We start from the raw sequence: 25,297 nt of genomic DNA, 5'->3' as shown, positions 1-25,297 counted from the left end.
CGGCAGCCGGCATGGCGCTGCAGGTCAGCGAACTGAAGAAAAGCTACGGCGGCGAGCCAGTGGTCGCTGGCCTGTCGTTCGCCGTCGCTGCCGGCAGCTGCTTCGGCCTGCTCGGCCCGAACGGCGCCGGCAAGACCACCACGCTGCGCCTCTGTCTCGGCCTGACCGCCCCCGACAGCGGCCGCATCGAACTCGCCGGCCAGCCGATTCCGGCGGCGGCGCAGGCAGCCCGTGCCCGGGTCGGAGTGGTCCCGCAGTTCGACAATCTCGACCCCGATTTCACCTGCGCCGAGAACCTGCTCGTCTTCGGCCGCTATTTCGGCCTCGCCGACCACGAAATCCGCGCCCGCATCCCGGCCCTGCTCGATTTCGCCAGCCTCGGCAACAAGGCCGATGCACGCATCGCCAGCCTCTCCGGCGGCATGAAGCGGCGCTTGACGCTGGCCCGCGCGCTGATCAACGACCCCGACATCGTCTTCCTCGACGAGCCGACCACCGGCCTCGACCCGCAAGCCCGGCACCTGATCTGGGAGCGCCTGAAACAGCTGAAGGCCGCCGGCAAGACGCTAATCCTGACCACGCATTTCATGGACGAAGCCGAGCGCCTGGCCGACACGCTGATCGTGATCGACCACGGCCGCAAGATTGCCGAAGGCAGCCCGCGCGAGTTGATCGCCCGGCACATCGAGCCGCAGGTGATCGAGGTTTTCGACGAATTCCACGGTCGACTGCCGGAATTCGTCGAAAACCAGCGGCAGCTGGCCGAGCGCGTCGAAGTCTCCGGCGAAACCGCCTTCTTTTACTGCCACGACCCGCGCCCGCTGCTGGCCCGCCTCGCCGATGCCGACGGCCTGCGCTACGTGCACCGCGCCTCCAACCTGGAAGACGTGTTCATCAAGCTGACCGGGCGCGAGCTGCGCGACTGAAATCGGGGCCAAAGCAGTCGGCATCCGGCCCGGCATTGTTTATCATTGACGGTTTGACGACAGACGACTATCGGCATGCCCCCACTCCGGCGCTTACTCGGCTTCCTCCTGTTCCTGCTCACTCTTGCCGGCCCCTCGCTACATGCCGCCGAGGGTGCGCGCATCGCACTGGTCATCGGGAATAGCGCCTACCGCTCGGGGGCTCTGGCCAATCCGAAAAACGATGCGGTGGCGATTGCCGAAGCCATGCGCCGCCAGGGATTCACCGTCCATCTCCACACCGATGCCAGCAAAGCCGAGATCGACCGCCTGCTGCGCCAGCTCAGCAGCCAGTCCGACCAGGCGGCGGTAGTCGCGCTGTTCTATGCCGGGCACGGCGTCCAGGTCAATGGCTTCAATTATCTGGTCCCGGTCGACGCCAGTCCGCAAAACGAGCGTGATCTGAAACGCGATCTGGTCAAACTCGACGACATCATCGACGACATGGGCAATGCGCGCGTCAAACTGGTGTTCTTCGATGCCTGCCGCGACAACCCGCTGGCCCGCAGCTTCAGTCGCGGCGCTTCGCGGGGCCTGGCAGCGCCGGTGGAAGCCAGCGGCACGCTGATTTCCTTTGCCACCAAGCATGGCAACGTTGCGCTTGACGGCGAAGGCCGCCATAGCCCTTATACCGAAGCCTTGTTGCATGAAATCCGCGAAGCCGACGGGATCGAGATCGAACAACTGCTGCGCCGCATCCAGCAACGGGTCAAGAAATCAACACAGGGACAACAGGAACCCTGGCGTTACGGCTCGCTCGACGGCGACTTTTTTCTCCGCCCCAGCCGTCCAGCCCCCGCCAGCGCAAGCCGCCCTTCCGGCTATGCCCAACCGGTCGATCCGACTGCCATCGATCTGAGCTTCTGGGACAGCATCAAGAATAGCCCGCAGGCAACCGATTACGAACTTTATCTCGAACAATTTCCGGAGGGACGTTTTGCCAAACTGGCACAAGCCAGACTGCGCCAGTATCGAGGTGTGGCGGCAACTCCTCAACCTCTGCCGCCACTGCAACAGGCTGCCCCGGCCCAGCACCCAACCCAGCCAGCCCGGCCCGCCGTCGGCGCACGCTGGGAATACGAAATATTCGACTTGTACCGAAATGCGGCAATCGGCAAATACGAAACGACTGTCAGTGCGGTGCTCGCCGACGAAATCGACGAAACGCTGAGCAGCAATGGACAGAAAATTGCCCAACGCCGCGTATCCGGGCAGACGGCAAACAGCATTCACGTTTTCCGCAGTCCTTCGACTCCCGAAGTCCTGATCAGTGAATTGAACCCGTTCCTCGGAAACAGCAACGAACTACGTACAGGGCAACTGCATAGCGGCGATTTCAGCTTTGCCGGTACCCAATGCACCGGCAGCGCGAAAATTGGCGAGCGGGAAACGATCAAGGTCCCCGCCGGATCGTTCCTGGCCACCCCGGTCCGCGTCGATTGCAGTTACAAGGGCGTCGGCAGCTCAGCCGTCAGCGCCGGAGCGACGTACAGCATGCGCTTGCTGCTCACCGCCTGGTACGCCCCCGAAGTTGGCCGCGTCGTCAGGATCGACAAGGAAATCCCCAAGGTTTTCAACTCGGGTGGAGACCGGGAAAGCTACCGGCTGCTCAGCTACCAAATCAGCCCCGAAACCTCGCGCTAAGTACCGCTCCCTTACAGGAAGTTGTTGGCAGCAAGCCCGGCCAGTTCAAGGTTGTTAACCCCGACCAGATTGCCCACCAGCACTACTTCGGCAGCACTGATCGTGGCCACATCGGCACCGGAGGGATTGGTCAGGTACCAGATCTGGGTATTCCCGGTCACATCGGCACTCAGAACCACTGCCTTGCGGGCAGTGGTTGGCAGTGCCAATTGAGTCCCAAACAAAGCCGCGATATCGGTTGCAGTCAAAGCGCTGGAACCGATGGTCAAGAGCACGTCACCATTCGCCCAAGCCTTGGGGGTTGCCGGCACAGCCTGATTGGTGTCGATGACCCCGAGATTGGCGGTCTTGGTGCTGACCAGAAAGCCGCTCAGCTTGAGAATATCCCCACCTTTACCGGGCTTGAAATCGCGAATTTCAACTACCCCGCTACCCGGTGCCGAAGGTAGAACCACGGTATCAATCCCGGCACCCAAGGTCAGAATATCGTTGCCACCACCACCAGTGATGTTGTCGCCAAGCGGCGAGGCAAGATACGAATTGGCTTCACTCCCCCCCTTGAAAACAATCAATTGCGCGGTGGCGGTACTGGAAGAAGTCGTGGAAGTGGTCGCGGCGGGGACCGGTATCGCACTGAAATCGACATTGACGACCGAGGACATCGTCCCGCCCAAGGGGATCACATTGGTACTGCCGAGCTTCAGCGTATCGGCAGACAGATCGACTGTCAGGGTCAAGTTCGGTTTGATGATCGAAGACAGGGTGCTGCCATTGATGTACAACAGCATGTCGGTGAAGTCGACTTTCAGGTCGCTCCGGCTGGCGCCAACCGGCACCTTGCCGCTGGTAAAGTCAGCACTCGTAAACGTCACCGAGAGGTTGGCGATGCTACTGGCAGCATCGTGGGTAGTGGCTTTGCCAGTAAAACTCAATTTGGCCTCGGTGTCGCTGACCTTGACCAGGGCTGCCGTCAGCCCCTTCGGCGTATTTGCCACCGTCCCGAGTTTGGCCCCGGCCAAGCCCTTGAAGGTGTCGCCGGAGAGCTTGATGCTCAAACTGGCGGCCAGGCTACCGTCATTCGTGGCACTTTCCTGGAATCCGTCGCCCCCCCAGGACAGGAGCGAACCAGCAGTCGCTGCCGCTTTCAACAACAAATCCTCAATTCCGCTCGGCAAACTGGCCAACTCGGTACTGGTCGGACTACGCTGGCTCAGGGTGGCATAGGCTGCAACCGCTTTGGTTTTCAATGCCAGCTTGCCGCTCAACTCCTGCGATTGGGCAAAGGCGTTCAGCACCTGCCCCCGACTGGCACCCGCCCCAAGCACATTGCTCCAATATTTGGCGCCAGCTTCGTCAGGAGAACGTCCGAGCGCATTTTGATAAAGCACTCCGACAAAATCCTCATTGCTGGTGTTTGCGCCATAACGCGCAGCAAATTCCGGGGAATAGGAAAAAATAGTGGCAATATCGGAAAGCCCGGCACCATTGCGCAAGATGCTGTTCCAGAACAGCAGCCCTTCGTAATCCGGAGCCCGGTCATAGCTCGCCCAGTACAAACGGGCAACGCTCTCGATCTGGCCTTTATATTCAGGTGCGCTGAAAAACATGTTGGCAACCTGAGGGCGGGTAAAGTAGGTGTTATCGAGGCGCGCGGAGTAATAATTGAGCTCTTCGGCCGACGGCGTCCGGTACAGCAAATCGCGATACAGCCCGAGTACAAAATCCTGATTGGTATACGCCACGGCTTCCTGCTTTCCTAACTCTGGATGGCAAACGACCCCGGCCTAGGGTCGAACAACAATGGGGGCTTTATATCCAGCCCGCCAATAAACGTCAATGATAGCGCAGGCGTCAGCTTGTGCTATCATTCGCGCCCTGCGCAATGGCGCAGCCGCGGGGGTTTGGGTGAGCGGTTTAAACCAGCAGTCTTGAAAACTGCCGACGTCGGAAGGCGTCCGTGAGTTCGAATCTCACAGCCCCCGCCACTACATATCCACTACCGGCATCATGCTTGCACTGCCGATAGTTGGCGCTCCAGCCAGTCGCCAATCGCGCGTACCTCCTCCAAAGATACCTGATGCGCCAGTGGGTAATCATGCCATTCGGCATCGCCGACCCCCTCCTCGACGGCCATCGCAAAAGCTCGCCGCCCCAGTACCGGAGCTACCACATCGTCATCGGCACCATGTGCGGCAAACAAGGCAATGTCGTTACGGCAACGCCCCTTCAGGGCTGATTCATTGGCAACATAAGTAGACAACGCAATCACGCCCCCCAGGCGCCATGGAGCGGGCAACCCGGTGGCGTAAGCCACCGCGCCTCCTTGCGAAAAACCGGCGAGAAAAACCCGTTCCGGCGGGATGCCTCGCACCAACTCCCTTTCAATCAAACCCTGCACGGCACCGCACGCGGCCTGCAGATGCTCTTCGTTGATCTCGCGCGCCGCTGGCCGCAGACTCAAGATGTCGTACCAGGCCCGCATTTCATAGCCACCATTGCAGGTTACCCGGCGCCATGGGGCATGAGGAAAAACAAAGCGCCCCGGCCACTCTGCCGACACCCCCAGTTCGGACACGACCGGAACAAAATCACTACCATCAGCCCCCAGGCCATGCAGCCAGATCAAGGTAAAGCGCGGGGTTTGCCCCGTCACCAATTCGATCGCCGGCTCACTGAAAAAATCGGACATTCATAAATCCAGAAAATCGCCCACGGCACCTGCCTGGGCCAATGTATCGGCATAACCCAGCTCGATCAGGCACCGGGTATAAGCTTTTTCAAACAACAGGTAACTGGTCAGCGCCCCGCCCCGCCGGTTCATTGCCCCCACTCCGGTAAGCAAGGCTCGCACCGGCCAAGGCAAGGCCGCCGCGTGTTCAGCGGCCATCAAATCCAGTCGTTGTGAGGGCGAAATCACCAAGGTGTCGAGTTGCTTGAGCTTGATACCGGCTCGCTCCCTGACCTCCGTCGGAATTGCTTCGACCGTCCGGTTGATCCGCTCCATGCGCTCGATATCGACTGCCAGGCTATCGAGAAAGATGCTCGACAAAGCATGTCCGGCAATCTGAGCAAGCGACGGATAGCCTTCGCTTTTTTCCCGAGGTAGCGCTTCGCGGCGCCGGCCGGCACCAATTACCAAGACCTTTTCGGCCCCCAAATGAATGGCCGGCGAGATCGGTGCAAGTTGCCGCATCGAACCGTCACCAAAATACTCACGATGGATGCGGACCGCCGGAAAGAAGAAAGGGATGGCACTGGAAGCCAGTAAATGGTGCAGCCCGATTTCGGTTCGCGTACCGATGCGCTGAGCCCGATGCCAGTCAGGTACCTCCGGACGGGCTTGAAAGAAACTGATGCTCTCGCCACTATCGTAGCCCGAGGCGGTAATGCTCAGAGCGTGCAGATGGCCACCGGCGATTGCCCGCTCGATACCGGAAAAATCCATGTGCCGCGCGAGCAGGTAGCGCAAGGGAGTATTGTCGAGCAGCGATTGCGGAGCCCGATGCGTCAACCAGCCGACAGCCAGCGCCGACAGCCAGCGGTAGCCGGCCAGTGCGATCCCCGGTGCATCGGCACGATAAATATCGCCGGCCCGCATATTGCCCCAGACCCGGTTGAGCATAGCCACCGCGCCAATGAAATTTTCTGCCGCACAGGCCAGCCCCGCCGCGTTGATCGCTCCGGCAGAAGTCCCACAAATGATCGGAAACGGATTACGAGCTCGCTTGCCCGCCAATTTGGCAATCGCCGCCAGCACACCCGCCTGATAGGCGGCCCGCGCCCCTCCGCCAGTCAGGATCAGCGCCGTGCGTCGGCCCATGGCGCTGTGTCAGGCCTGTGCTTCAGTTCAGGCCGTCGCGAAAAGCGTCGGCCCAGCAGTTGGGAGTCTCGTACAACCTGACCTGCCGCAATTGCAGGTGATTGCCATAGGTATCGCGATAGACTGCATCGAGTTTCTCGAACGCAATCCGCACCAGATTTTCTGCCGTCGGCACCCGATCCAGAATCACCGTCTTATGATCTGGCAGCGAGTTGAGAAAATCGACAATCGCCGTATCGCCGGCATAGGCCAGGAAAGCATGGTCCCATTCATCGACCAGATGTTCCTTCGCCAATGCCTTGACCTGGGAAAAATCCATCACCATGCCGTTGGCGGCATCACCAGCCTTGTCGATGACCTGACCGGACAAGGTGATTTCGATGACATAGCGGTGGCCGTGCAGATGGCGGCACTGGCTTTTATGGTCAGGGATGCGGTGACCGGCATCGAATTCGAGGCGGCGCGTGATCAGCATGGAAATTCCGGGGCGGTGGCTGGCCTTGAATTATACAATGGCGCCATGCTCAGCACCGACAACCACCGCCGCGACAGCGCCGGCCTCCGCTATGTTTACCCGGTGATCTCCCGCCGCGCGGGCGGCGTCTCGGTCGGCATCAACCTCAACCCGAACAATGCCTGCAATTGGGCCTGCCTCTACTGCCAGGTCGAGAATCTCAGCCGTGGCGGCCCGCCGCCGCTTGATCTGGATTTACTGCGCCACGAACTGGACACATTCCTGAACGATGCTTTGCACGGCAATTTCATGTCCAGAGAGGTCCCCGAGTCGGCCCGTCGCCTGGTCGATGTCGCCTTTTCCGGCAACGGCGAACCGACCAGCGCACCGGAATTTGCGCAGGCAGTCGCAACGGTGATCGACATACTGGAGCGGCATTCACTACGTAACCGCCTGCTACTGCGCCTGATCAGCAACGGCAGCCTGCTGCATCGCCCCGCAGTCCAACAGGGAATTCGCCAACTCGGCGAATGGGGAGGAGAAGTCTGGTTCAAGCTGGACCGAGCGGAAGCAGCTTCCGCCAGCCTGATCAATGGCAGCCCGTTGGATCCGGACAAAATGGCCAGCCACCTTGCCACCTGTGCCCGATTGGCGCCAACCTGGGTGCAAACCTGCTGGTTTGCACTCGACGGCAACCCTCCCGACGCAACAGCCGAGGAGGCCTATTGCACCCTGTTGCGCCCACTCGCAGGAAGTCTTGCCGGCGTCCATCTCTATGGCCTGGCGCGCCCATCCCTGCAAGCAGCAGCAAGCCGGCTATCAGCGCTTGCAGGGGAACAACTCGACGCATTTGCGCGCCGCATCAAAAAAGAAACGGGCCTCAGGGTCGTGGTTTCCCCCTAGGCCCGTTTTCACGGTCGACTGCCGCTACGGGCAAAAATCCCCGGCTGCGGCGATCCGCTACCCAACGATCAGGCAGCAGCCTTCTTGGCGTGTGCGCGGGCAGCCTTCTTCAGCGTCTTGAACATCTCCGGATCTTGCGACTTGAGGTATTCAACCACTTCGAGGTCTTCGCGCTTGACGTTCTTGATGTCGATCTGTTCGACGTGCACCAGGCGCAGCAACTCGCGCACAGGCTTGGGCATGTTGCGACCGCTTTCATAACGGGAGCCGCCGCTCTGGGTCACGCCCAGCTGGGACCAGAACTGTTGCTGGTTCAGGCCAAGCTTGCGACGGATTTCGCGAGCGTCAATCTTTTCAATGGTCTTAACGGTGGTCATTTCTCTTCTCCACGATGATGGATCAATTGGGGTATCCTGCTTGCCTAGAGGCATATGACTTAAGTCATATGACCAAGTGTATATCGTGATATGACAAAAAACAAGGCGGGTTAACCATAAAAAGTTATCTAGTTCAAATTGATGAGCTGAATGACATGACAGCGCGGTCATGAAAATGAGCTAGCGTTTACTCACTTTCATTGATTCCCGCACAGTTCTGTTTAACCGACTGGAATCGACCGGCAAATATTCGGATGGCGCACGATCTGTTCGGCCGGTCGCCAAGCCCGGGTCATCCCGAATCAGCGAACAGTTGCACCGAATGCGATGCAGCCCGGCATCACCGCCGAAAGGACTGCGATCTAGCCTGCGTCCGGACGCAGGCCGTAGCGAACAAAATCGTGGCCGCGCTCCAGCGTTTCACTGGGCAGGAACGACTGTGGCGGCACTCCTTCGAACACCACCGGCTGACCGGGACGAAGACTGTAAGCAGCCGGCAGGATGAGTTGGCGAGACTCCACATCGTCCAGCAGGAAAGCTGCCAGACGCGGTGCCCGCGCATCCTGAGGCTGACGCGCCAAGACCCCGGCCCGTGGCTGACCGGAGAACCAGTGCAAGCTGGCCTGCAAGCTGCCGTCATCGCACATTTCGATTCCCTGCAGACATCCCAGTCGGAGCTGCCCGGCAACCCGGCAAGCGACCAGGGTAGCCGCCATATGGCGCACCGGGGTCTGACCGGGCAAGCGGACCAGATAGGGATCACGGGCTTGCCACAATTCGCCGGGCACCTCAAGGCGGCTGACGGCATGCGACAGTTGCGATACCCGGTCAAAACCGAACACGCCTAACCGCTGGTGCGCCAGACGGGAAGCTTCAAGACTGACTTTTTGCGGATTGAGATACTGGTCGGAAAGCAGGGCATAGATATGCTCTGCACCGAAAACCAGCGCGACCTCCCCCTCCAGGCCACTACCTGCCGGACGAATACCGGCCAATGCCAGTTCGACCTCGCGCAGCAACCGCAAGCAGGCCGCCGCTGACAATTCGCGGCCCAGCTTAAGGGTCTCCGGCGTTTCCCCGGCCCGCAAACCGTCACTGCGCTGCCGCAGCTTCCGGGCAATGCTGCGCACATCCAGCCAGTGCGGAACGCCTCCCACCCCCTCAGGACGCCCGGAAAAGCGGCTGAGGTCAAGTGCCCGCGCCTTGGGATCGTTGCCGCGGCCATCCTGCCATTTCGCCAACTCACGCCAGCGCGCAAAAACCCGTTCAAGCACATTCAGTTGCAGAACGCTGAAACGCTGGGGCTCGACCAGGCGCCACAGGAAAGCCCAGGCCAGATAGCCACCGACGCTGGCGGCACCAAGTGTCGGCAACAATGGATCCGTCATGGCCAGCGCCAAACCCCCGCCCGCATGCGCCACCGCCAGGAGAGCGAACAAGTGCTCATCGAGAGCGGACGGAACGGCATGCCCAGCCTGGACATGCGCATACACGGCCAGGCGTAGCGCGTTACCGGCCCGCTGCAGCGCAAGCGGCGCCTGCTCGGGCGAACTCTCGGCCAGCTGGCGGCACAACAAGGCCAATCCCAACCACAGCCGTCGGCTGAGGCGGAATAGCTGCAACTCCTGGTCGGCCAGCGGCAAGGGCTTGCGCACATAGCGGGCCGCTGCTGCCTCAGCGGTGCCCAAGGCAATCGGCCACAAGGTATCAATCCATGCCTGCAACTGACGTGGAGATGGGCGCGCGGCCAGCAGTGCATCGCATTGGGCAACCAGCAGCTGGAGTTGCGCAGGATCATTGCCGCGCTCCCGCCAATGCGCCACTGCAAGCTCAGGCTGAGCGAAGGGGGCAACTGCGGGAGGCAGTCCGGCGGGCGTGAAAGGATTGACCAGAACAACAGACATGCTGGCTCCAGCAAGCGAAAAACAGCTGAATATTATCCGCTGGCTCTCTGACCGAAAGCGGCCAGACGATAAAAAAGCGGAGCCGGATTACTCCGGAACTCCGCCTGGGCATTGCTACGACGGCTTCAGCCGTCGGCGTTGATCTTGGCGATCAGGGCTTGCAGAGTAGCCTCCGCCTGATCGTTGGCGACCTGGCAGGTCCCGGCCGCATGATGGCCACCGCCGCCGTATTGCAGCATCAGTTCGCCAACATTGGTCCGGCTGCTGCGATCGAGAATCGATTTGCCGGTGGCAAATACGGTGTTCTGCTGTTGCAGGCCCCACATCACGTGAATCGAGATGTTGGTTTCCGGGAACATGGCGTAGATCATGAAACGATTGGTCGCCCAGATCGTTTCCTCTTCGCGCAGGTCGAGCACGGCAAGATTCTTGTACACCTTGGTGCAGCGTTGAATCTGTTCCTTGGCCTTGGCCTCATGTTCGAAGTAAAGGTCGACACGCTCCTTGACGTCCGGCAAGGCGAGGATCTGTTCGATGTTGTGATCGCGACAGTATTTGATCAAATCCATCATCAGCGCGTAGTTGCTGATCCGGAATTCGCGGAAGCGGCCGAGGCCGGTGCGGGCATCCATCAGGTAGTTGAGCAGCGGCCAGCCGGTCGGATTGAGGATTTCGTCACGCGAGAATTGCGCAGCGTCGCCCTTGTCCACGGCTTCCATCATGTCGTCGGCGATGCTAGGGAAAGCCTTCTTGCCGCCGTAGTAGTCATAAACCACGCGGGCTGCCGAAGGTGCCTCCGGATCAATGATGTGGTTATTCCGCTCGCCGGTATTGCGCAAGGTTTCCGACAAATGGTGGTCGAAGGCGAGATGCGCGGCGGCAACGTAAGGCAGGTTGGTGGTGATGTCGCGGTCGGTGATCTCAATCTTGCCGTCCTGCATGTCTTTCGGATGCACGAACTTGATGTCGTCGATCAGGTTGAGTTCATTCAGCAGCACGGCGCAGACCAGGCCGTCGAAGTCGCTGCGGGTGACCAGACGGAATTTTTCTTGGCTCATCTTGGGGGTCTCCAGGCGGTTTTTTGCATTAAAGCATATTCCGGCAAGCGACGTCAGCGCATTGCCGCATCGAAAGTAATGGCATTGACCGGGCAAGGTGCGACACAAGCTCCGCAACCGGTGCAGACTGCGGGGTCAAGTTGCGGCAGCGCGGCACCGCCGAGGCGAGGGGGAAAACGAATCGCCCGCGCGTCGCAATGTTCACCGCAAATCCGGCATTCAATGCCCTGCTGCGGCAGGCAGGCCTGGCCGATCTGGGCCCGCAGGCCCCAAGGCGGACAGCCCTCGTCACGGTGCAGGGCGCCGCTGCGGCAGGCGCGAGCGCAATCGCTACAAAAAGTGCATTCGGCGGTGAAATGCAGCGTCGGATAGCCGCCGTCGCCGCTAACGACGATACCTTGCGGGCACGCCTGCCGGCAGTCATCGCAACGCGTACAGGCATCGATAAAAGCTGCCTCGGCGAGAGCCCAGGGCGGACGAATTTGGGCCTGCGGGCGCGGTCGACCGCGAAAGAAGCCGCGCCGCGCCAGATCAACCATGCTTACTGTACAGCCTTCATCTTGTCGATGCCGCTACGCAGCATCTGGTCGATTTCCGAGCCCGGCTCGACTTGCGGCAGCAACGCTTCCCAGTAGCCGATCGCGGCCTTGCGATCGCCACGCTCCATCGCCGAAGCGCCCGCCAGGAACAGGCTGTGACCGTGCTTGGGATCGAGTTTCAATGCCTGTTGAATCAGTTGCGTCGGCTTGCCCTGCAAGCCCTGATCACCACCAGCCATGGCCATGGTTTCGGCGTAGCTTGCAAGCAGGTCGGGGTCTTTGGCGATTTCCTTCTCGGCCCGGGCGTAGGCCTTGATCGCCTCTTCGTAGCGGCCAAGCACTTTGTAAGAGCGTGCCAGCATCAGCCAGCCCTGCATGTCATCGGGGTTGGCAGCGACCTTGGCGGCCAGTTTTTCGACCATCGCGTTGATCTGCTCCGGCGACATCTTGGGCTGCGCCATGGTCTGGGCCGGGTCGAGACCGCGCGGATTGCCGAGTAGCGCGTAACCGGCCAGCGCCAGCAGAGGCAAGCTCAGCAGCAAAGCAATCGCCGTCTTGCGGGTGGGTGCGTGACTGGCCGGCAGTTCTTCGTCATTGCTACGGTCGACTTCCTCAAGCAAACGTTTTTGCAACTCGCCACGCGCCTGCTGGTAATCGGCCTCAGCCAGCGTGCCTTCAGCTTGCTCGCGTTCGAGTTCGGCCAACTGGTCGCGGAAGATCGCGAGATTGGCGGCCTTGCGATCGGCCGCACCCTGGCGACGCAGCCCCAGCCACAGCGGCGGCAGCAGGAAGGCAAAAACGACGGCAAGCAGCAGCGCCGCGAAAATGGCGAATTGGGTCATTTCGGTTCAATATCCTTGAGCAGCGCTTCGGCGCGGCGGATTTCCTCGGGCGACAGCGGCTTTTCATCGGCCAGGCGGAGGCTGCGCCGGCGCAGATAATTGCGCAGCGCCAGCAGGCCGCCGATCAGCAGCACCAGCGGCCCCCCCCAGAGCAGCAGCGTGCTGGCCTTGACCGGTGGCCGGTAGAGCACGAAATCGCCGTAGCGGGTGACCATGAAGTCGATGATTTCGCCGTTGCTCTTGCCGTCCTTGATCATGCTGCGGATTTCGCGGCGCAAATCCTGCGCCAGTTCGGCGTTGGAATCGGCGATGTTCTGATTCTGGCAGACCAGGCAGCGCAACTCGGCCGACAGTTCCTGCAGGCGTTTTTCGGCCACCGGATCAGCAGCCAGCGCGGCCTCGGTCGCGGCGTCGGCCGCGTTCACGGTCCACGCCGAAAACAGGCAAAAAACCAGAGCCAGGGCAGTCAGCACGCGCTTCATTGATTCAACTCCGCGAGCAGGGGCATGATCTTCTTGGCCAGCACGTCGGGCGTGATCGGGCCGGTATGCTTCATCCGGATCACCCCGGCCTTGTCGATCACGTAGGTTTCCGGCACGCCGTAGACGCCGTAGTCGATGCCGACGCGGCCGTCGAGGTCCATCACCGTCAGCCGGTACGGATCGCCATGTTCGGAGAGCCACTTGTTGGCCCGCTGCAGCGCCAGCTTCTTCTCTTCATCAGCCGGCATCTTGTTCATGTCGAAGTTGCCGTCGCCGCGCACTTCCTTGTAGTTGAGGCCGATCAGCGGCACATCGACCTTCTTCGAAAACTCGACCAGCACCGGGTGTTCCTGGCGGCAGGAAACGCACCAAGAGGCCCAGACATTGAGTAGCCAGACCTTGCCACGAAAATCCTCAGGGCCAAGGGTCTTCTCGGGCTCAGCAAGGACTGCCAGCTTGAACACCGGGGCCGGCTTGCCGACCAGCGGCGACGGCACATCGCGCGGGTTCAGATTGAGCCCGACGGCAAGCAGGACGACGAGGGCGGCAAAGGCGCCGATGATCCAGTAATAACGATTCATGCTTTTTGCACTCCTGCGGTGGCGGCAGCGGATATATCGGAACGGCGCGACTTGACGCGATAGCGACGGTCAAGCATTGCCAGCAAGCCACCCAGCGACATCAGCACGCAACCGCCCCAAATCCAGTCGACAAACGGCTTGTAATAGACCCGCACCGCCCACTCCCCTTCCGGCTGGTCACGGTCAATCGGTTCGCCGAGCGAGACATAAACGTCGCGCAGCAGGCCGGCATCGATTGCGGCCTCGGTCATCGGCATCGCCGATGAATGGTAGTTGCGCTTCTCCGGGTTCATTTTCCGGACAAAACGACCGTCGACCGTGAGATCGAAGTCACCCTGCATGGCTACATAGTTCGGGCCCTGAACCTGACGCACGCCGTTGAAGCGGAAGCTGTAGCCGGCCACGGTCACCTGTTCACCAGCCGCCATCTTGACGTCCTTCTCCTGCTCGAAGCTCATCACCATGGTCACGCCGACGACGAAGACGGCGACGCCGATATGCGCCAGATGCATGCCGATGAAGCTCTTCGGCTGGGCCACTGCGGCAGCAACGATACTGCGCTCGCCACGGGTGTGACGCACTCGCTCGGCAAAATTCTGCAGCGCGGTGACGACGATCCACGCAGCAAAGAACAGGCCGAGGGCGGTCATCGCCTTCCACTGGCCATAGACCAGTGGCACTGCAACCGCAACAATCACTCCGCAAGCCAAAGCCCAGCGACCGATTCGCAGCAACTCCGGCAAGGACGCAGCCTTCCAGCGAGCGAAGGGACCAACCCCGACCAGAAACAGGATCGGCGTCATGACCGGCACGAAGACAGCGTTGAAATAAGGTGGGCCGACGGAAATCTTGCCCACCCCCAAAGCATCGATCAGCAACGGGTAGAGGGTACCGAGCAAGACGGTGGCGCAAGCCACGACCAGCAGCACGTTGTTGGCAAGCAGCATCGATTCGCGCGAAACCAAGCCGAAGCGGCCACCCAGTCCGACCTTCGGTGCGCGCCAGGCAAATAGCGTCAGCGACAGGCCGATCACTGCAACCAGGAAGATCAGGATGAAAATGCCGCGACGCGGATCGGTGGCAAAGGCGTGCACCGAGGTCAGCACCCCGGATCGAACCAGGAAGGTACCAAGCAGCGACAGCGAGAAGGCAGAAATTGCCAGCAAGACGGTCCAGTTCTTGAAGCTGCCACGCTTTTCGGTGACCGCCAACGAATGCATCAGCGCGGTACCGAGCAGCCAGGGCATGAACGAGGCATTTTCGACCGGATCCCAGAACCACCAGCCGCCCCAGCCGAGTTCGTAATACGCCCACCACGAACCCATTGCAATCCCGAGCGTCAGGAAAACCCAGGCCGCCGTCGTCCAGGGCCGCGACCAGCGTGCCCAGGCGGCATCCAATTCACCGGAAAGCAGAGCGGCGACGGCAAAGGCATAGGCCACCGAGAAGCCGACATAGCCCATGTAAAGCAACGGGGGGTGGATTACCAGGCCGGGGTCCTGCAACAGTGGATTCAGGTCGCGGCCTTCGGCTGCACCCGGCAGCAGTCGCTCGAACGGATTTGAGGTAAACAAAATGAACAGCAGGAAACCGAAACCGACCAGCCCCAACGTACCCAGCACGCGAGCAACCATCGCATCCGGTAACTGGCGGGAAAACTGCGCGACGCCGAAGGCCCACCAAGTCAGCATCAGGATCCACAACAGCAGCGAGCCTTCATGACCGCCCCAGACGCCGGCGACGCGGTATTCGATAGGCAACAGCGAATTGGAGTGCTGTGCGACATAAACCACCGAGAAATCGTTGACCACGAAAGCCTGAGTCAGGCAGGCGAAAGAAAAGGTCACCAGCAACGCCAGCAAGTTGGCTCCGGGACGCGCCAGCGCAATCCAGGCCTGCTGATTGCGATGGGCGCCGAGCAGGCTCAGGCTGCCGAAAATGACAGCCACCAGCGCGGCGAGGATGAGGGCGAAATGGCCTAGTTCGGGAATCATCGATGCACAGCTTTCGGTGAGGTCGCCGCCGACAGACGGCGACCAGAATCAGAAACAGGAAACTGCTGCGGCAGCAGCCACGTCAGTTGGCCGGCTTGGTAGTGCCGTCCGCCGCCTTTTTCTCGGCCGCGCGGGTATGCGCGTCGTTAACCGCCTTGGCAGCCTCCGGCGGCATGTAGTTTTCATCATGCTTGGCGAGCACCTCGGTCGCACTGAAACTGCCATCCGCAGTCAGGCGCCCCTGGGCAACCACGCCCTTGCCCTCCTTGAACAAATCGGGAAGGATGCCTTTGTAGTTAACCGTGATGTCCTTCTCGGTATCGGTGACGATGAAGGCCACGGTCACGCCGTCGGCCTGGCGGCTGACGCTGCCTTCCTTGACCATCCCGCCGATACGGAACAGCTTGTCCTGCGGTGCCTTGCCGGCAGCGACATCGGTCGGCGAAATATAGAGCGCGATATTGCTGTTGAGAGCATTGAGCACCAGTGCGGCGATGATGCCGAGCAACGCCAGCGCGCCGCCGATCAGTGCCAGTTTCTTGTGACGGGATTTCATGCAGTTTCCTTCCTCGATTCGGCACGCAATTGGCGCCGCAAACGGGCCTGCGTGTTTTTCAACCGGCGGCCGACCAGCACCGGCTCGACCGCCATGATTGCCACCGTCAGACCGAACGAACCCCAGACGTAGAAACCATAGCCGCCCATGGCGATGAAATCGCCAAAACTGTTCCAGTAGATCATGCGTGTTCTCCGTCGCGGCTACCGAGCAGTTCCGCCTTGACCCAGTCGGTGTGACGTTCGCGTTCGAGCAGGATGCTGCGGACCCGGGCAAGGGCAACGGCAATTGCGTAAGACCAGAAGCAGAAAGCCATCAGCAGCATGCCCCAGAGCATGGTCACGGCCATCGACGACTTGGTCAGGTTGACGCTCGAACCCTGGTGCAGGGTGTTCCACCACTGCACCGAGAAATAGATGATCGGGATGTTGACCACGCCGACCAGCAGCAGCAGGCCGCCGGCCTTGTCGGCACGGCGCGGGTCGTCGATCGCGGCAACCAGCGCCATGTAACCGATGTAGAGGAAGAGCAGGATCAGTTCCGAGGTCAGACGAGCATCCCAGACCCACCAGGTGCCCCACATCGGCTTGCCCCACAACGCCCCGGTCCACAACGAGAGGAAGGCCATCAGCGCACCGGTGGGCGCCAGGGCCTGCGCCATCATCCCTGACAACCGGGTGTTGAAGGCGAGGCCGATGGCGGCCCAGAAAGCCATTACCAGGTAAATGAACATCGACATCCATGACGCCGGGACGTGGATGAAGATGATCCGGTAGCCTTCGCCCTGCTGGAAGTCGGTCGGCGCGACCAGCATTCCGAGATAAAGCCCGGCCAGGCCAAAAAGGATGGCCAACGCCGAAAACCATGGAATCATCCGACCGGCGAGCGGATAGAAGGTCGCTGGCGAGGCGAAACGGTAGAGATTGAAGCGATCTTTCATTCGAGGGCGATCTTCAAGGCGGCGGCCGATGCCCAGGGGGCAAAGCCGAGAGCGGCAAAAGTCAGAGCGGCGAGCAGGGAAAGGTGGCCTTCCCCCCCGAGTCCGGCCACCGTCGCGTCAACCGCGCCAGCGCCGAATATTAGCACCGGGATGTACAAAGGTAGAACCAGCAGGGAAAGCAGGATGCCGCCACCGCGCAGGCCGAGGGTTAATGCCGCACCAATGGCACCGATCCCGGACAGCGCCGGGGTGCCGAGCAAGAGGCTGCCGGTCAGAACCAGCAATGCATCGGTAGACAAATCGAACTGGATGCCCAAAACCGGTGCCAGCAAAGCCAGGGGCAGGCCCGAAACCAGCCAGTGGGCGAGAACCTTGCCGGTTACCGCCAGGCCCAGCGGATGCGGTGCCAGCGCCAGTTGCTCCAGCGTCCCGTCGCGATGGTCATCGGCAAACAGGCGCGGCAACGACAGCATCGTTGCCAGTAGTGCTGCCACCCACAGCACGCCGGGAGCCAGTTTGCGCAGCAGATCCGGCTCAGGTCCGACGCCAAGCGGAAACAGACTGACAACGATGATGAAAAAGAACAAGGCCGAAACGATATCTGCCTGACGGCGCATCGCCAGCTTCAAATCGCGACCGACCACTGCAGTGATGATTTTCAGCATCCCCGCCCCCTCATCCCAGCCGCAACTCGCGGACCGTACCGGCGGGAATGTCGACCGGCTGGTGGGTCGTCATGACGGCCAGCCCGCCCCGCTGCAGATGCGCCGAAATGATCACGGCGAGCCAGGCAACCGCTGCCACGTCAAGTGCGACGAACGGTTCGTCGAGCACCCAGAGCGCCCGTTTTTCCTTGACCAGTCGAGCCAGTGCGACACGCCGCTTCTGACCTTGCGACAGATATTTGCAGGCCAGGTCCTCGCGGCCGGCAAGACCGACCTGCTCCAGCGCATCAAGTGCGTCGTCCTCGGACAGGTCCTCATCGGCAAGACGAGCCGATAGCAACAAGTTTTCCAGCGGTGTCAGCTCTTCCTTGATCGCGTTGTAATGGCCGAGATAGCACAACTCGGCGCGATATTCATCGATCTGCTCATGAATATCCCGACCTTGCCACAAAATCCGGCCAGCCTCAGGCGGCAGCAGGCCGATCAGCATGCGTAGCATGCTGGTTTTGCCGGCGCCATTGCGGCCCTGCAGATAGAGCAATTCGCCGCCGGCCAGACGGAATCCGACATCGGCAAACAGGCGACGCTCACCGCGCACGCAGGCCAGTTGTTCAGCAGCGAGCATCGGCGGAGAAGAAGAAGGGTTCAAGAAGCATGGCGCGGCAGATTATGAACGCGCAAGTTTAGCGGCAGATTGATGATCATCAAACTAGAGAAAGGGAAAAAGGGGGACTACGCCCCTCGATTTCCCGACTGACCGGACTCTGGCCTACTTGCGCTCGAAGGGTGTCGGACGCGGTGTGCCATCGGCCGATGGCGGCAGGATCGGCAACTTGAAATTGGGTTGAGTTCCGGTCAGGGTCTTGAGGAAGGCGACGATCTTGGCATTTTCTTCAGCCGTGAACTTCTTGCCCAGCTGCAATCGCCCCATCACATCGACTGCTTCCGGCAATGTATTGGCCGCACCGTCGTGGAAGTAGGGGTAGGTCAGTTCAACATTGCGCAAGGTGGGCACCTTGAAGTTGAAACGGTCGGCATCCTTGCCGGTCACGGCAGAACGCCCTTCTGCCGGGCTGGATGCCTTGTAAGGCTCGACCACCCCCATTTTCTGGAAGGAATTGCCGCCAACGGCCGGACCGTTGTGGCAAGCCACACAACCGCTGGACTTGAACAGCTGGTAGCCTTCCAGCTCATTCTTGCTCAAGGCTTTCTTGTTCCCCTTGAGCCATTGATCAAAGCGCGAATCGGGGGTCACCAGAGTCTCCTCGAAAGCGGCAATCGCCTTGGTGACCTTGTCGATATCAATCTGATCGTTACCAAAAGCCTTCCGGAATTCCGCCACATAGCCGGGAATCGACTGCAGGACATTAATCGCCAGCGAATGGGTAAAAGCCATCTCGCCCGGGTTGGCAATCGGGCCACCAGCCTGCTCCTTGAGATCGGCCGCCCTGCCATCCCAGAATTGCGCCAGATTCAGACTGGAATTAAGCACTGTCGGAGCGTTGATCGGCCCTTCCTGCCAGTTATGACCGATCGAAGTTTTGATATTGTCGGTTCCGCCCATCGACAGGTTGTGACAGGAATTGCAGGAAATGAAGCCGGATTTCGACAGACGGGGGTCAAAATACAGTTTTTTGCCCAGCTCGACCAAGGCAGGATTAGCCACCTGGGCTGACTTGATTGGCTGAATCGGTTCGGCAGCATGACTCGCTGCCATCGGCAGTGCTAACAAAGCGAAGGATAAGGAAAAAATGCGGGCATTCATGGAAATCTCCCTGTGAATAAAATGCAACGGCCCGCACATTGTCGGCACAGCCGCCCAGTTCATATTGACTTAAGTCAATGATTTACATGAGCTTTAGCTATCAATCACATAGCTTTTCCCTATAAACCAAGGGGTTTTTACTATTGATAGAATGCGGCCATGACCTTGACCGAATTCCGTTACATCATTGCCTTGGCCCAGGAAGGCAGTTTCAGCCGTGCGGCTGAACGTTGCTCAGTCAGCCAGCCGACGCTCAGCGTCGCCATCGCACGCCTTGAAGATGAGCTTGGGGTGCTGTTGTTTGAACGCGGGAAGGGCTTTGTCAGCCCCACCGATGTTGGCACCCGCATCGTCGAACAAGCCCGCCAGGCACTGCTGGAGGCCGACAAGGTGCGTCAGCTGGCGCACTACGGGCGTGATCAACTGGCCGGGCCGCTGCGCCTGGGCATCATCCACACTATTGCCCCTTACTTGTTGCCGCAATTGATCTGTGCGTTGCGGCCCGTTGCGCCGGCCATGCCACTGGCAATCGAAGAAAACATGACCGCCAACCTGGCGGAAATGCTGAACGACAACGAGCTGGATGTTTTGGTGATTGCGTTGCCGTTTGAGCAGAATGGGGTGGTTACCCGCGCGATTTACGATGAAGATTTCAAGATTATCGTGCCACGCGGCCACCCTTGGGAGCAACGCACCAGCATGAGTCCGGAAGAAGTGACCGGGGCAGAAGTGCTGCTGCTGAAGGCCGGCAACTGTTTTCGCGACCAGGTTCTTGGAGCCTGCCCGCAGGTCAGCAGCCCGGAGAGCGGCGTCCGCCTGGGGCACTCGATCGGCACCATTCGCAGCATGGTTGCCTCTGGTCTGGGAATCTCGGTCCTGCCCGAGGGAGCACTTACCCATCCTTACAGCAATGAGCTGCTCAGCGTGATCCCGTTTATCGGTCCATCCCCTGCTCGCCGCATTGCACTTGCCTGGCGGACCGGCTTTGTCCGCCCGAAAGCCATCGATGCATTGCTGCTGGCGCTATCGCGGATAGATAACCCGGCCTACCGGATGCAACCGGGTTTGATACGCGGCCTTGGTACCGCAGATGCCTGAGAAATTGGCCATATGCCACGGTCGACCGTGAAAAACCGGTTTTTGCCTTGCCAGAGAAGCCGACGCCAAAGCAGGCTTGGCGCCATCCCCCGTATTACGCTCAAGGCGGCGTTAACGGCGCCCGCCGAGGATAGAACCCAGCACTCCGCGCAGAATCTGTTTCCCCAATTCCCGCCCAACCGTTCCGGCAATACCACGTACGGCGCTTTTGGCAGCTGCTTCCAGCACCCCTTCACGACGACCGCCGCGCGGCCCGGTACTGCCGCCAAGCAACTCGCCCAGCCCCCCCAGCAAACCACCGCCGCTCTCCGCTCCAGCCGGAGCTTCGACCGGATGTTGGGCCGGAGCAGTTGCGGACGTGGTTCGATAGCCGGCTGAGCGCCCTGCCGGAGCTGCCGGCGCCGGAATCGCACCAGGACGCGGCGAGACACCGGCCGGCACCGTAGCCGGCTGCCCCTTGAGAATCTCGTAAGCCGACTCGCGATCAATCGCCTGCCCGTATCGCTCTTGCAACGGCGAGCCGTGAATCAATCCCAGCCGCTCATCCGTAGTCAGCGGCCCCAATCGCGATGCCGGCGGAAAAATCAGGCCACGCTCCACCACATTGGGGCGCCCCTGTTCATCGAGACAGGAAATCAGCGCTTCGCCCACCCCCAGCTCAGTTATCGCCTTGGCTGCATCAAATGCAGGATTGGCACGCATCGTTTGAGCCGCAGACTGGACTGCTTTCTGATCACGCGGGGTGAACGCACGCAAGGCATGTTGCACCCGGTTACCCAGTTGCCCAAGAATCTTCTCCGGCACATCCAGCGGATTTTGCGTCACGAAAAAGACCCCAACCCCCTTCGAACGGATCAACCGCACCACCTGCTCGACTTTGTCGATCAGCGCCTGCGGCGCATCTGCAAACAACAGATGGGCTTCATCGAAAAAGAAAACCAGCTTGGGCTTGTCGAGATCACCGGCTTCCGGCAATTGTTCAAACAATTCGGCAAGCAACCAGAGCAGGAACGTCGAATACAGCGCCGGCGTATGGATCAGTTTTTCTGCAGCCAGAATGTTGACGACACCGCGTCCGTTGGCATCGCATTGCATCAGGTCATGAATATCAAGCATCGGCTCGCCAAAGAAGCAATCCCCCCCTTGCTCCTCCAACGTCAATAGACCGCGCTGAATGGCTCCGATAGAGGCCGTCGACACATTCCCGTATTCAGTTTTGTAATCCTTAGCATGGTCGCCGACATGCTGCACGATCGCCCGCAAATCCTTGAGATCGAGTAGCAGCAAGCCCTCATCATCGGCGATGCGGAAGACCAATTGCAGGACACCGGTCTGAGTTTCATTCAATCCGAGCAGACGGGCCAGCAGCAAAGGTCCCAAATCCGAGATGGTGGCCCGTACCGGCACCCCTTGTGCGCCAAATACATCCCAGCAGGCGACCGGATTGGCAAATGGCTGAAAGCCCTCAAGACCAAGTTCGCAGATTCGCTGCTGCAGGCGAGGAGTCAGTTCACCAGCCGCACCAATCCCGGAAAGATCACCTTTCACGTCGGCCATGAAAACCGGGATTCCGGCATACGACAAGCGCTCAGCCAAAGCTTGCAGGGTCACCGTTTTGCCGGTACCGGTGGCACCGGTAACCAGGCCGTGACGATTGGCCATGCGTGGCAACAAGGCGGGATAACCGCTGGCCGATTTGGCAAGATACAAGGGTTCGCTCATGGTTCGGGCTCATCAGAAAAAAAGGGCTGCCGGGAAAACCCGGCAGCCCTGATTTTTACCTGCTTTGGCGTTAGCCGCCAAGCTACGGACAGCGAATTACTTGCCGCCGATCACGCCAGCCTCGTTGGCGGCGGTATTGTTCTTACCAACGGCAACTGCGGTAGCGTTCTTTTGCGAAGCCTTGATGTTGGTGTTGCCCTGGATCTGGGTGCCGCCCTTGATTGCACCGGTGGTGTTCTTGGCGGTGTTACCTTCGCCAACTGCAACAGCAGCAACGTTCTTGTTCTCAGCAGTAATGTTGGTATTGCCCTGAATCTGAACGCCCTGTGCGTTCGGCGAGGACATGGCACCCTTCGGGCTGGCTTGGGAAGCCTGGCCGAATGCGGCGGTAGAAATCACGGCGGTAGCCAGAGCAGCGATAGCGATTTGCATGCGCATTGTATATCTCCTTGTTTTGATTCGAAATTTAATTCAACAGCAGGGGCAAGCCGATTACTTGCCGCCAATCACGCCAGCTTCGTTTGCTGCAGAATTGTTCTTGCCGACAGCAACAGCCACTGCGTTCTTTTGCGAAGCCTTGATGTTGGTATTACCCTGAATCTGGGTACCACCCTTGATCGCACCGGTGGTGTTCTTGGCTTCGTTACCTTCGCCAACCGCAACTGCAGCAACGTTCTTGTTTTCGGCAGCGATGTTGGTGTTACCTTGAATCTGGACACCCTGCGGATTGGAAGAACGCTGAGCCTGTTGGGCAAAAACCGGGGAAGCAACAACGGCAGCAGCGATCATCATAGAAATCAGACGCATGGAATAAGTCTCCTGTAACAGTTGAATGGGTACTACTGGTAGAAGTGGATCGCGGCCGAAATCAACCGGTCACCACCTTGAAAACAACACGCCGATTCTTCGAATCGCGAGAATCCAGGTTTTTGAGCGGATCACTAGAGCCCTTGCCAACCGGGACCAAGCGCTTGCGATCGATGCCACTTCGTGAAGTCAGGAAATTGATCACCGACTCGGCCCGTTCACGGGAAAGCTGCAAATTCCGATCATAGTTACCACTGGCATCGGTATGCCCTTCAACGATAATGCAGCGCTCATTCAGCGCCAGCGATTTGGCAATCAGATTAAGCGTGCTCTCGGAGGCTGGAGAAATGACCGCACTGCCAACATTGAACTGAATCGGAAAATCAACACCAGTCGAGCGCACATCAGGTGGCAAACCGTAGCAATCTCGGGCCACCGGAGCCGCTGCAGCAGTTGCCGACGGAGCAGCAGCCTCCATCCCCCCCGGCTGATTATCAAAGACAATTGCACGGGTCCGTGGCTTTGGCTTGGCCATCCCTGGCTCGGACGGAGCATTCATTGCCCTCTCAAGTTCCTTGAGTTTTTCTTCTTCGGTTGAGGCATTCGCAGCCACTGCTCCAAACAGCAGCGCAATGGCGATACAAGACTGGGCAACTTTCCATTTTTTCTGGCTAAACATGGCTTTTCTTACCTACAAACGTTGATCACTTCTTTCGTCGTCACGACGATGTCCTTCGGCTGACGGCCGCCTTGCCCAGCTTGTGCGGTACCGACATTCACATTGCAATCATTGTTGCGACGGCTACCCACATTGACGACGCGTTTTTCCTGAGTTGGAGTGTTCTGGCCTTTTTGTTGCTCGGACCAACGCTTCGCCATGGCGTTATTAACTTTGGTCTGGCCAGAGGCGCCCAATCCTTGAACAGCATGTGCGCCGAAAGGCACAAGCACCAACGCAAACCACAGCCCCAAAATACGCTTATTTGCACTCATTGCTGACAATCCCTCCAATATTGGTACATGCCTTTTTATTACGTCCACCGGCAATAGTCGTTACATTTGCTGCCGAAACACTAATGCGCGTATTGCTTTTGACATCGCCCTGAATCACGCCAACCCGATTTTTGGCCACTGTATTTTCACCAGTTGCAACCGCTGTCATATTATTGGTCGAGGCCGTAATTTCAGTATTACCCTGAACCCGAGTCCGCTGGCTGGTTTGCGCATACGATGGCATAGCACCCAAGCACAAGGAAAAAAGTATCAAGAGATTTATTTTCACTGTGCGCTCCCGGACAAAGTGAGTGGCAAACGGGTCGGCGGGCGCCCCTTGCGGAATGCATCGCGGATTGCTTGCAGTTCCGCATCGCTAACCCCCAACTTACGCGCACTGAACGATTTTGGATCCGGCGTAAACATCAGATAGGCCTGCATCTCGTTGATGACAAGTTCCTCGTTCTGGACCGCATAGTTAAAACCTGCCAGGAATCGCTTGAAATGCTCACGCTGTTCCTCACTGAGGGTCTCATACCAGAACCTCTGACAATATTTGGCGTAATGACTATTCGAATAGTATTCGCCATGCGCCATCTCATGCAGGAGAATTGCGAAGCGGGCATCCTCCGAAATCATCGGCTCATTGGCTTTGCGACTTTGCACCTGAGGCACCGACAGAATCACGACATTCGGTCGCAGCCCTTGATAGAAGCCACGCCACATCCGGATCATTCCCTGCTCGACCAGAAAATCGCGAATCGCCAACTCGTCCGCGTTCAGTTCCACCTTGTCACGCAAGGCGTAGTTGAAAAACTGCACCAACTCCGAAACCAGGACGTCATGGCCGAATGCAAAATCGGCCTGGGTCCGACGGGCAGCCTCTACATGCCGACTCAACTCAGCATCATTCAACACTTTGGGATAAGGTTCGTTGAATTGTTGCTCAGTGAACTGGGTAACACGGTTGAAGCTCCGCCCCTGATAGGTCAATCCCGGAAAATCGAATACGTAAATATTGGGATTGTCCGCATATTGCCAAACGGTCAGGTTTTCGGTACGCGAACGGAGTATTTGCTGAAAATCACCGGAAAAGAAATCCAGCGACCAAGCAGAGTTCCATAACAACAGCAAACAAACTGCCAGCCAGCTATGGCGCCCCCCCGGCATGTTCGACCTAGCCCCCAT

The 25,297-nt window shown here is 59.4% G+C and carries 29 protein-coding genes and 1 tRNA gene; 5 read left to right on the top strand and 25 right to left on the bottom strand.

Annotated elements, in window-relative coordinates; genetic code table 11:
* The first annotated feature begins 11 nt into the window (after positions 1 to 11).
* Positions 12 to 926, top strand: coding sequence for an ATP-binding cassette domain-containing protein (locus tag VX159_RS00455; protein WP_371324033.1), 915 nt, complete (start codon positions 12 to 14; stop codon positions 924 to 926).
* 75 nt (positions 927 to 1,001) lie between these two features.
* Complete coding sequence (locus VX159_RS00450; RefSeq protein WP_371324032.1) at positions 1,002 to 2,609, top strand: caspase family protein; 1,608 nt, start codon at positions 1,002 to 1,004, stop codon at positions 2,607 to 2,609.
* Positions 2,610 to 2,620: 11 nt separating this feature from the next.
* Here the strand turns inward: VX159_RS00450 and VX159_RS00445 are convergent, their stop codons facing one another.
* On the bottom strand, positions 2,621 to 4,351 hold the full coding sequence (locus VX159_RS00445) for a DUF4214 domain-containing protein (RefSeq protein WP_371324031.1): 1,731 nt from the start codon (positions 4,349 to 4,351) through the stop codon (positions 2,621 to 2,623).
* 153 nt (positions 4,352 to 4,504) lie between these two features.
* Here VX159_RS00445 and VX159_RS00440 point away from each other — a divergent pair.
* Positions 4,505 to 4,594: transfer RNA gene (locus VX159_RS00440), tRNA-Ser, on the top strand.
* A 20-nt stretch (positions 4,595 to 4,614) separates the two neighbouring features.
* On the opposite strand, the gene VX159_RS00435 is transcribed toward VX159_RS00440, so the two are convergent.
* The 3 genes from VX159_RS00435 to queD are packed head-to-tail and all read right to left on the bottom strand — an operon-like array spanning position 4,615 to position 6,904.
* The gene (locus tag VX159_RS00435) at positions 4,615 to 5,298 is read right to left on the bottom strand and encodes an alpha/beta hydrolase (RefSeq protein ID WP_371324030.1); all 684 of its coding nucleotides are present in this window, start codon (positions 5,296 to 5,298) and stop codon (positions 4,615 to 4,617) included.
* On the bottom strand, positions 5,299 to 6,429 hold the full coding sequence (locus tag VX159_RS00430) for a patatin-like phospholipase family protein (RefSeq protein ID WP_371324029.1): 1,131 nt from the start codon (positions 6,427 to 6,429) through the stop codon (positions 5,299 to 5,301).
* Between the two features lie 22 nt (positions 6,430 to 6,451).
* Positions 6,452 to 6,904 (bottom strand): 6-carboxytetrahydropterin synthase QueD, encoded by a 453-nt coding sequence (queD, locus tag VX159_RS00425; protein WP_371324028.1) that lies wholly within the window; start codon positions 6,902 to 6,904, stop codon positions 6,452 to 6,454.
* Between the two features lie 45 nt (positions 6,905 to 6,949).
* Here queD and VX159_RS00420 point away from each other — a divergent pair, with 45 nt between their 5' ends.
* Positions 6,950 to 7,786 carry a radical SAM protein gene (locus VX159_RS00420; protein WP_371325547.1) on the top strand — a complete coding sequence of 279 codons (837 nt, stop codon included), beginning with the start codon at positions 6,950 to 6,952 and terminating at the stop codon, positions 7,784 to 7,786.
* Between the two features lie 68 nt (positions 7,787 to 7,854).
* Here the strand turns inward: VX159_RS00420 and VX159_RS00415 are convergent, their stop codons facing one another.
* The 14 genes from VX159_RS00415 to VX159_RS00350 all read right to left on the bottom strand — a co-directional run bounded on the left by VX159_RS00415 (position 7,855) and on the right by VX159_RS00350 (position 19,441).
* Entirely contained in the window at positions 7,855 to 8,163 is a 309-nt protein-coding gene (locus VX159_RS00415) for a helix-turn-helix domain-containing protein (protein ID WP_371324027.1), read from the bottom strand.
* Between the two features lie 362 nt (positions 8,164 to 8,525).
* Positions 8,526 to 10,067: a hypothetical protein gene (locus VX159_RS00410; protein WP_371324026.1), complete on the bottom strand. Its 1,542-nt coding sequence runs from the start codon at positions 10,065 to 10,067 to the stop codon at positions 8,526 to 8,528.
* Positions 10,068 to 10,192: 125 nt separating this feature from the next.
* Positions 10,193 to 11,125: an exopolyphosphatase gene (locus tag VX159_RS00405; RefSeq protein WP_371324025.1), complete on the bottom strand. Its 933-nt coding sequence runs from the start codon at positions 11,123 to 11,125 to the stop codon at positions 10,193 to 10,195.
* A 53-nt stretch (positions 11,126 to 11,178) separates the two neighbouring features.
* Positions 11,179 to 11,664 carry a ferredoxin-type protein NapF gene (napF, locus tag VX159_RS00400; protein ID WP_371324024.1) on the bottom strand — a complete coding sequence of 162 codons (486 nt, stop codon included), beginning with the start codon at positions 11,662 to 11,664 and terminating at the stop codon, positions 11,179 to 11,181.
* Positions 11,665 to 11,666: 2 nt separating this feature from the next.
* Positions 11,667 to 12,506 carry a c-type cytochrome biogenesis protein CcmI gene (gene ccmI, locus VX159_RS00395; protein WP_371324023.1) on the bottom strand — a complete coding sequence of 280 codons (840 nt, stop codon included), beginning with the start codon at positions 12,504 to 12,506 and terminating at the stop codon, positions 11,667 to 11,669.
* Complete coding sequence (locus VX159_RS00390; protein WP_371324022.1) at positions 12,503 to 12,988, bottom strand: cytochrome c-type biogenesis protein; 486 nt, start codon at positions 12,986 to 12,988, stop codon at positions 12,503 to 12,505. The genes ccmI and VX159_RS00390 overlap by 4 nt, the downstream gene beginning before the upstream one ends.
* A complete protein-coding gene (locus VX159_RS00385) occupies positions 12,985 to 13,569 on the bottom strand; it encodes a DsbE family thiol:disulfide interchange protein (RefSeq protein WP_371324021.1) in 585 nt (194 codons plus the stop codon). The genes VX159_RS00390 and VX159_RS00385 overlap by 4 nt, the downstream gene beginning before the upstream one ends.
* The gene (locus VX159_RS00380; RefSeq protein WP_371324020.1) at positions 13,566 to 15,563 is read right to left on the bottom strand and encodes a heme lyase CcmF/NrfE family subunit; all 1,998 of its coding nucleotides are present in this window, start codon (positions 15,561 to 15,563) and stop codon (positions 13,566 to 13,568) included. The genes VX159_RS00385 and VX159_RS00380 overlap by 4 nt, the downstream gene beginning before the upstream one ends.
* A gap of 82 nt (positions 15,564 to 15,645) precedes the next feature.
* Positions 15,646 to 16,119, bottom strand: coding sequence for a cytochrome c maturation protein CcmE (ccmE, locus tag VX159_RS00375; RefSeq protein WP_371324019.1), 474 nt, complete (start codon positions 16,117 to 16,119; stop codon positions 15,646 to 15,648).
* Entirely contained in the window at positions 16,116 to 16,304 is a 189-nt protein-coding gene (gene ccmD, locus VX159_RS00370) for a heme exporter protein CcmD (protein WP_371324018.1), read from the bottom strand. The genes ccmE and ccmD overlap by 4 nt, the downstream gene beginning before the upstream one ends.
* The gene (ccmC, locus tag VX159_RS00365; RefSeq protein WP_371324017.1) at positions 16,301 to 17,059 is read right to left on the bottom strand and encodes a heme ABC transporter permease CcmC; all 759 of its coding nucleotides are present in this window, start codon (positions 17,057 to 17,059) and stop codon (positions 16,301 to 16,303) included. The genes ccmD and ccmC overlap by 4 nt, the downstream gene beginning before the upstream one ends.
* Entirely contained in the window at positions 17,056 to 17,724 is a 669-nt protein-coding gene (gene ccmB / locus VX159_RS00360) for a heme exporter protein CcmB (protein WP_371324016.1), read from the bottom strand. The genes ccmC and ccmB overlap by 4 nt, the downstream gene beginning before the upstream one ends.
* Positions 17,725 to 17,734: 10 nt before the next feature.
* On the bottom strand, positions 17,735 to 18,349 hold the full coding sequence (gene ccmA / locus VX159_RS00355) for a cytochrome c biogenesis heme-transporting ATPase CcmA (protein ID WP_371325546.1): 615 nt from the start codon (positions 18,347 to 18,349) through the stop codon (positions 17,735 to 17,737).
* Between the two features lie 144 nt (positions 18,350 to 18,493).
* On the bottom strand, positions 18,494 to 19,441 hold the full coding sequence (locus VX159_RS00350) for a cytochrome-c peroxidase (protein ID WP_371325545.1): 948 nt from the start codon (positions 19,439 to 19,441) through the stop codon (positions 18,494 to 18,496).
* A gap of 207 nt (positions 19,442 to 19,648) precedes the next feature.
* Here VX159_RS00350 and VX159_RS00345 point away from each other — a divergent pair, with 207 nt between their 5' ends.
* Positions 19,649 to 20,587 carry a LysR substrate-binding domain-containing protein gene (locus VX159_RS00345; protein ID WP_371324015.1) on the top strand — a complete coding sequence of 313 codons (939 nt, stop codon included), beginning with the start codon at positions 19,649 to 19,651 and terminating at the stop codon, positions 20,585 to 20,587.
* A gap of 111 nt (positions 20,588 to 20,698) precedes the next feature.
* Here VX159_RS00345 and VX159_RS00340 read toward each other — a convergent pair whose 3' ends face one another.
* The 7 genes from VX159_RS00340 to VX159_RS00310 form a co-directional block, all read right to left on the bottom strand.
* Positions 20,699 to 22,309: a helicase HerA-like domain-containing protein gene (locus VX159_RS00340; protein ID WP_371324014.1), complete on the bottom strand. Its 1,611-nt coding sequence runs from the start codon at positions 22,307 to 22,309 to the stop codon at positions 20,699 to 20,701.
* 96 nt (positions 22,310 to 22,405) lie between these two features.
* Positions 22,406 to 22,747, bottom strand: coding sequence for a hypothetical protein (locus VX159_RS00335; protein WP_371324013.1), 342 nt, complete (start codon positions 22,745 to 22,747; stop codon positions 22,406 to 22,408).
* A 54-nt stretch (positions 22,748 to 22,801) separates the two neighbouring features.
* On the bottom strand, positions 22,802 to 23,116 hold the full coding sequence (locus VX159_RS00330) for a hypothetical protein (RefSeq protein WP_371324012.1): 315 nt from the start codon (positions 23,114 to 23,116) through the stop codon (positions 22,802 to 22,804).
* Between the two features lie 61 nt (positions 23,117 to 23,177).
* Complete coding sequence (locus tag VX159_RS00325) at positions 23,178 to 23,795, bottom strand: OmpA family protein (protein WP_371324011.1); 618 nt, start codon at positions 23,793 to 23,795, stop codon at positions 23,178 to 23,180.
* 8 nt (positions 23,796 to 23,803) lie between these two features.
* A complete protein-coding gene (locus VX159_RS00320; protein ID WP_371324010.1) occupies positions 23,804 to 24,109 on the bottom strand; it encodes a hypothetical protein in 306 nt (101 codons plus the stop codon).
* Entirely contained in the window at positions 24,096 to 24,398 is a 303-nt protein-coding gene (locus VX159_RS00315; protein WP_371324009.1) for a hypothetical protein, read from the bottom strand. The genes VX159_RS00320 and VX159_RS00315 overlap by 14 nt, the downstream gene beginning before the upstream one ends.
* Positions 24,395 to 25,297, bottom strand: a complete 903-nt coding sequence (locus VX159_RS00310; protein ID WP_371324008.1) for a hypothetical protein — start codon at positions 25,295 to 25,297, stop codon at positions 24,395 to 24,397. The genes VX159_RS00315 and VX159_RS00310 overlap by 4 nt, the downstream gene beginning before the upstream one ends.

This window comes from Dechloromonas sp. ZY10 (genome assembly GCF_041378895.1).
GTDB lineage: Bacteria > Pseudomonadota > Gammaproteobacteria > Burkholderiales > Rhodocyclaceae > Azonexus > Azonexus aquae.
Note: the sequence above shows the minus strand (reverse complement) of the source record. Positions and strands in the feature narration are given on the sequence as shown.

Bases quoted from the DNA above. Each gene is read 5' to 3' on its own strand.
- VX159_RS00435 (WP_371324030.1), bottom strand. From the start codon at position 5,298: ATGTCCGATTTTTTCAGTGAGCCGGCGATCGAATTGGTGACGGGGCAA.
- VX159_RS00450 (WP_371324032.1), top strand. From the start codon at position 1,002: ATGCCCCCACTCCGGCGCTTACTCGGCTTCCTCCTGTTCCTGCTCACT.
- VX159_RS00405 (WP_371324025.1), bottom strand. From the start codon at position 11,125: ATGAGCCAAGAAAAATTCCGTCTGGTCACCCGCAGCGACTTCGACGGC.
- VX159_RS00380 (WP_371324020.1), bottom strand. From the start codon at position 15,563: ATGATTCCCGAACTAGGCCATTTCGCCCTCATCCTCGCCGCGCTGGTG.
- VX159_RS00330 (WP_371324012.1), bottom strand. From the start codon at position 23,116: ATGCGTCTGATTTCTATGATGATCGCTGCTGCCGTTGTTGCTTCCCCG.
- queD (WP_371324028.1), bottom strand. From the start codon at position 6,904: ATGCTGATCACGCGCCGCCTCGAATTCGATGCCGGTCACCGCATCCCT.
- ccmA (WP_371325546.1), bottom strand. From the start codon at position 18,349: ATGCTCGCTGCTGAACAACTGGCCTGCGTGCGCGGTGAGCGTCGCCTG.
- VX159_RS00340 (WP_371324014.1), bottom strand. From the start codon at position 22,309: ATGAGCGAACCCTTGTATCTTGCCAAATCGGCCAGCGGTTATCCCGCC.
- VX159_RS00385 (WP_371324021.1), bottom strand. From the start codon at position 13,569: ATGAATCGTTATTACTGGATCATCGGCGCCTTTGCCGCCCTCGTCGTC.
- VX159_RS00390 (WP_371324022.1), bottom strand. From the start codon at position 12,988: ATGAAGCGCGTGCTGACTGCCCTGGCTCTGGTTTTTTGCCTGTTTTCG.
- ccmC (WP_371324017.1), bottom strand. From the start codon at position 17,059: ATGAAAGATCGCTTCAATCTCTACCGTTTCGCCTCGCCAGCGACCTTC.
- ccmI (WP_371324023.1), bottom strand. From the start codon at position 12,506: ATGACCCAATTCGCCATTTTCGCGGCGCTGCTGCTTGCCGTCGTTTTT.
- ccmE (WP_371324019.1), bottom strand. From the start codon at position 16,119: ATGAAATCCCGTCACAAGAAACTGGCACTGATCGGCGGCGCGCTGGCG.
- VX159_RS00350 (WP_371325545.1), bottom strand. From the start codon at position 19,441: ATGGCAGCGAGTCATGCTGCCGAACCGATTCAGCCAATCAAGTCAGCC.
- VX159_RS00430 (WP_371324029.1), bottom strand. From the start codon at position 6,429: ATGGGCCGACGCACGGCGCTGATCCTGACTGGCGGAGGGGCGCGGGCC.
- VX159_RS00310 (WP_371324008.1), bottom strand. From the start codon at position 25,297: ATGGGGGCTAGGTCGAACATGCCGGGGGGGCGCCATAGCTGGCTGGCA.
- VX159_RS00415 (WP_371324027.1), bottom strand. From the start codon at position 8,163: ATGACCACCGTTAAGACCATTGAAAAGATTGACGCTCGCGAAATCCGT.
- VX159_RS00420 (WP_371325547.1), top strand. From the start codon at position 6,950: ATGCTCAGCACCGACAACCACCGCCGCGACAGCGCCGGCCTCCGCTAT.
- VX159_RS00455 (WP_371324033.1), top strand. From the start codon at position 12: ATGGCGCTGCAGGTCAGCGAACTGAAGAAAAGCTACGGCGGCGAGCCA.
- VX159_RS00325 (WP_371324011.1), bottom strand. From the start codon at position 23,795: ATGTTTAGCCAGAAAAAATGGAAAGTTGCCCAGTCTTGTATCGCCATT.
- VX159_RS00410 (WP_371324026.1), bottom strand. From the start codon at position 10,067: ATGTCTGTTGTTCTGGTCAATCCTTTCACGCCCGCCGGACTGCCTCCC.
- VX159_RS00320 (WP_371324010.1), bottom strand. From the start codon at position 24,109: ATGAGTGCAAATAAGCGTATTTTGGGGCTGTGGTTTGCGTTGGTGCTT.
- ccmB (WP_371324016.1), bottom strand. From the start codon at position 17,724: ATGCTGAAAATCATCACTGCAGTGGTCGGTCGCGATTTGAAGCTGGCG.
- VX159_RS00335 (WP_371324013.1), bottom strand. From the start codon at position 22,747: ATGCGCATGCAAATCGCTATCGCTGCTCTGGCTACCGCCGTGATTTCT.
- napF (WP_371324024.1), bottom strand. From the start codon at position 11,664: ATGGTTGATCTGGCGCGGCGCGGCTTCTTTCGCGGTCGACCGCGCCCG.
- ccmD (WP_371324018.1), bottom strand. From the start codon at position 16,304: ATGATCTACTGGAACAGTTTTGGCGATTTCATCGCCATGGGCGGCTAT.
- VX159_RS00345 (WP_371324015.1), top strand. From the start codon at position 19,649: ATGACCTTGACCGAATTCCGTTACATCATTGCCTTGGCCCAGGAAGGC.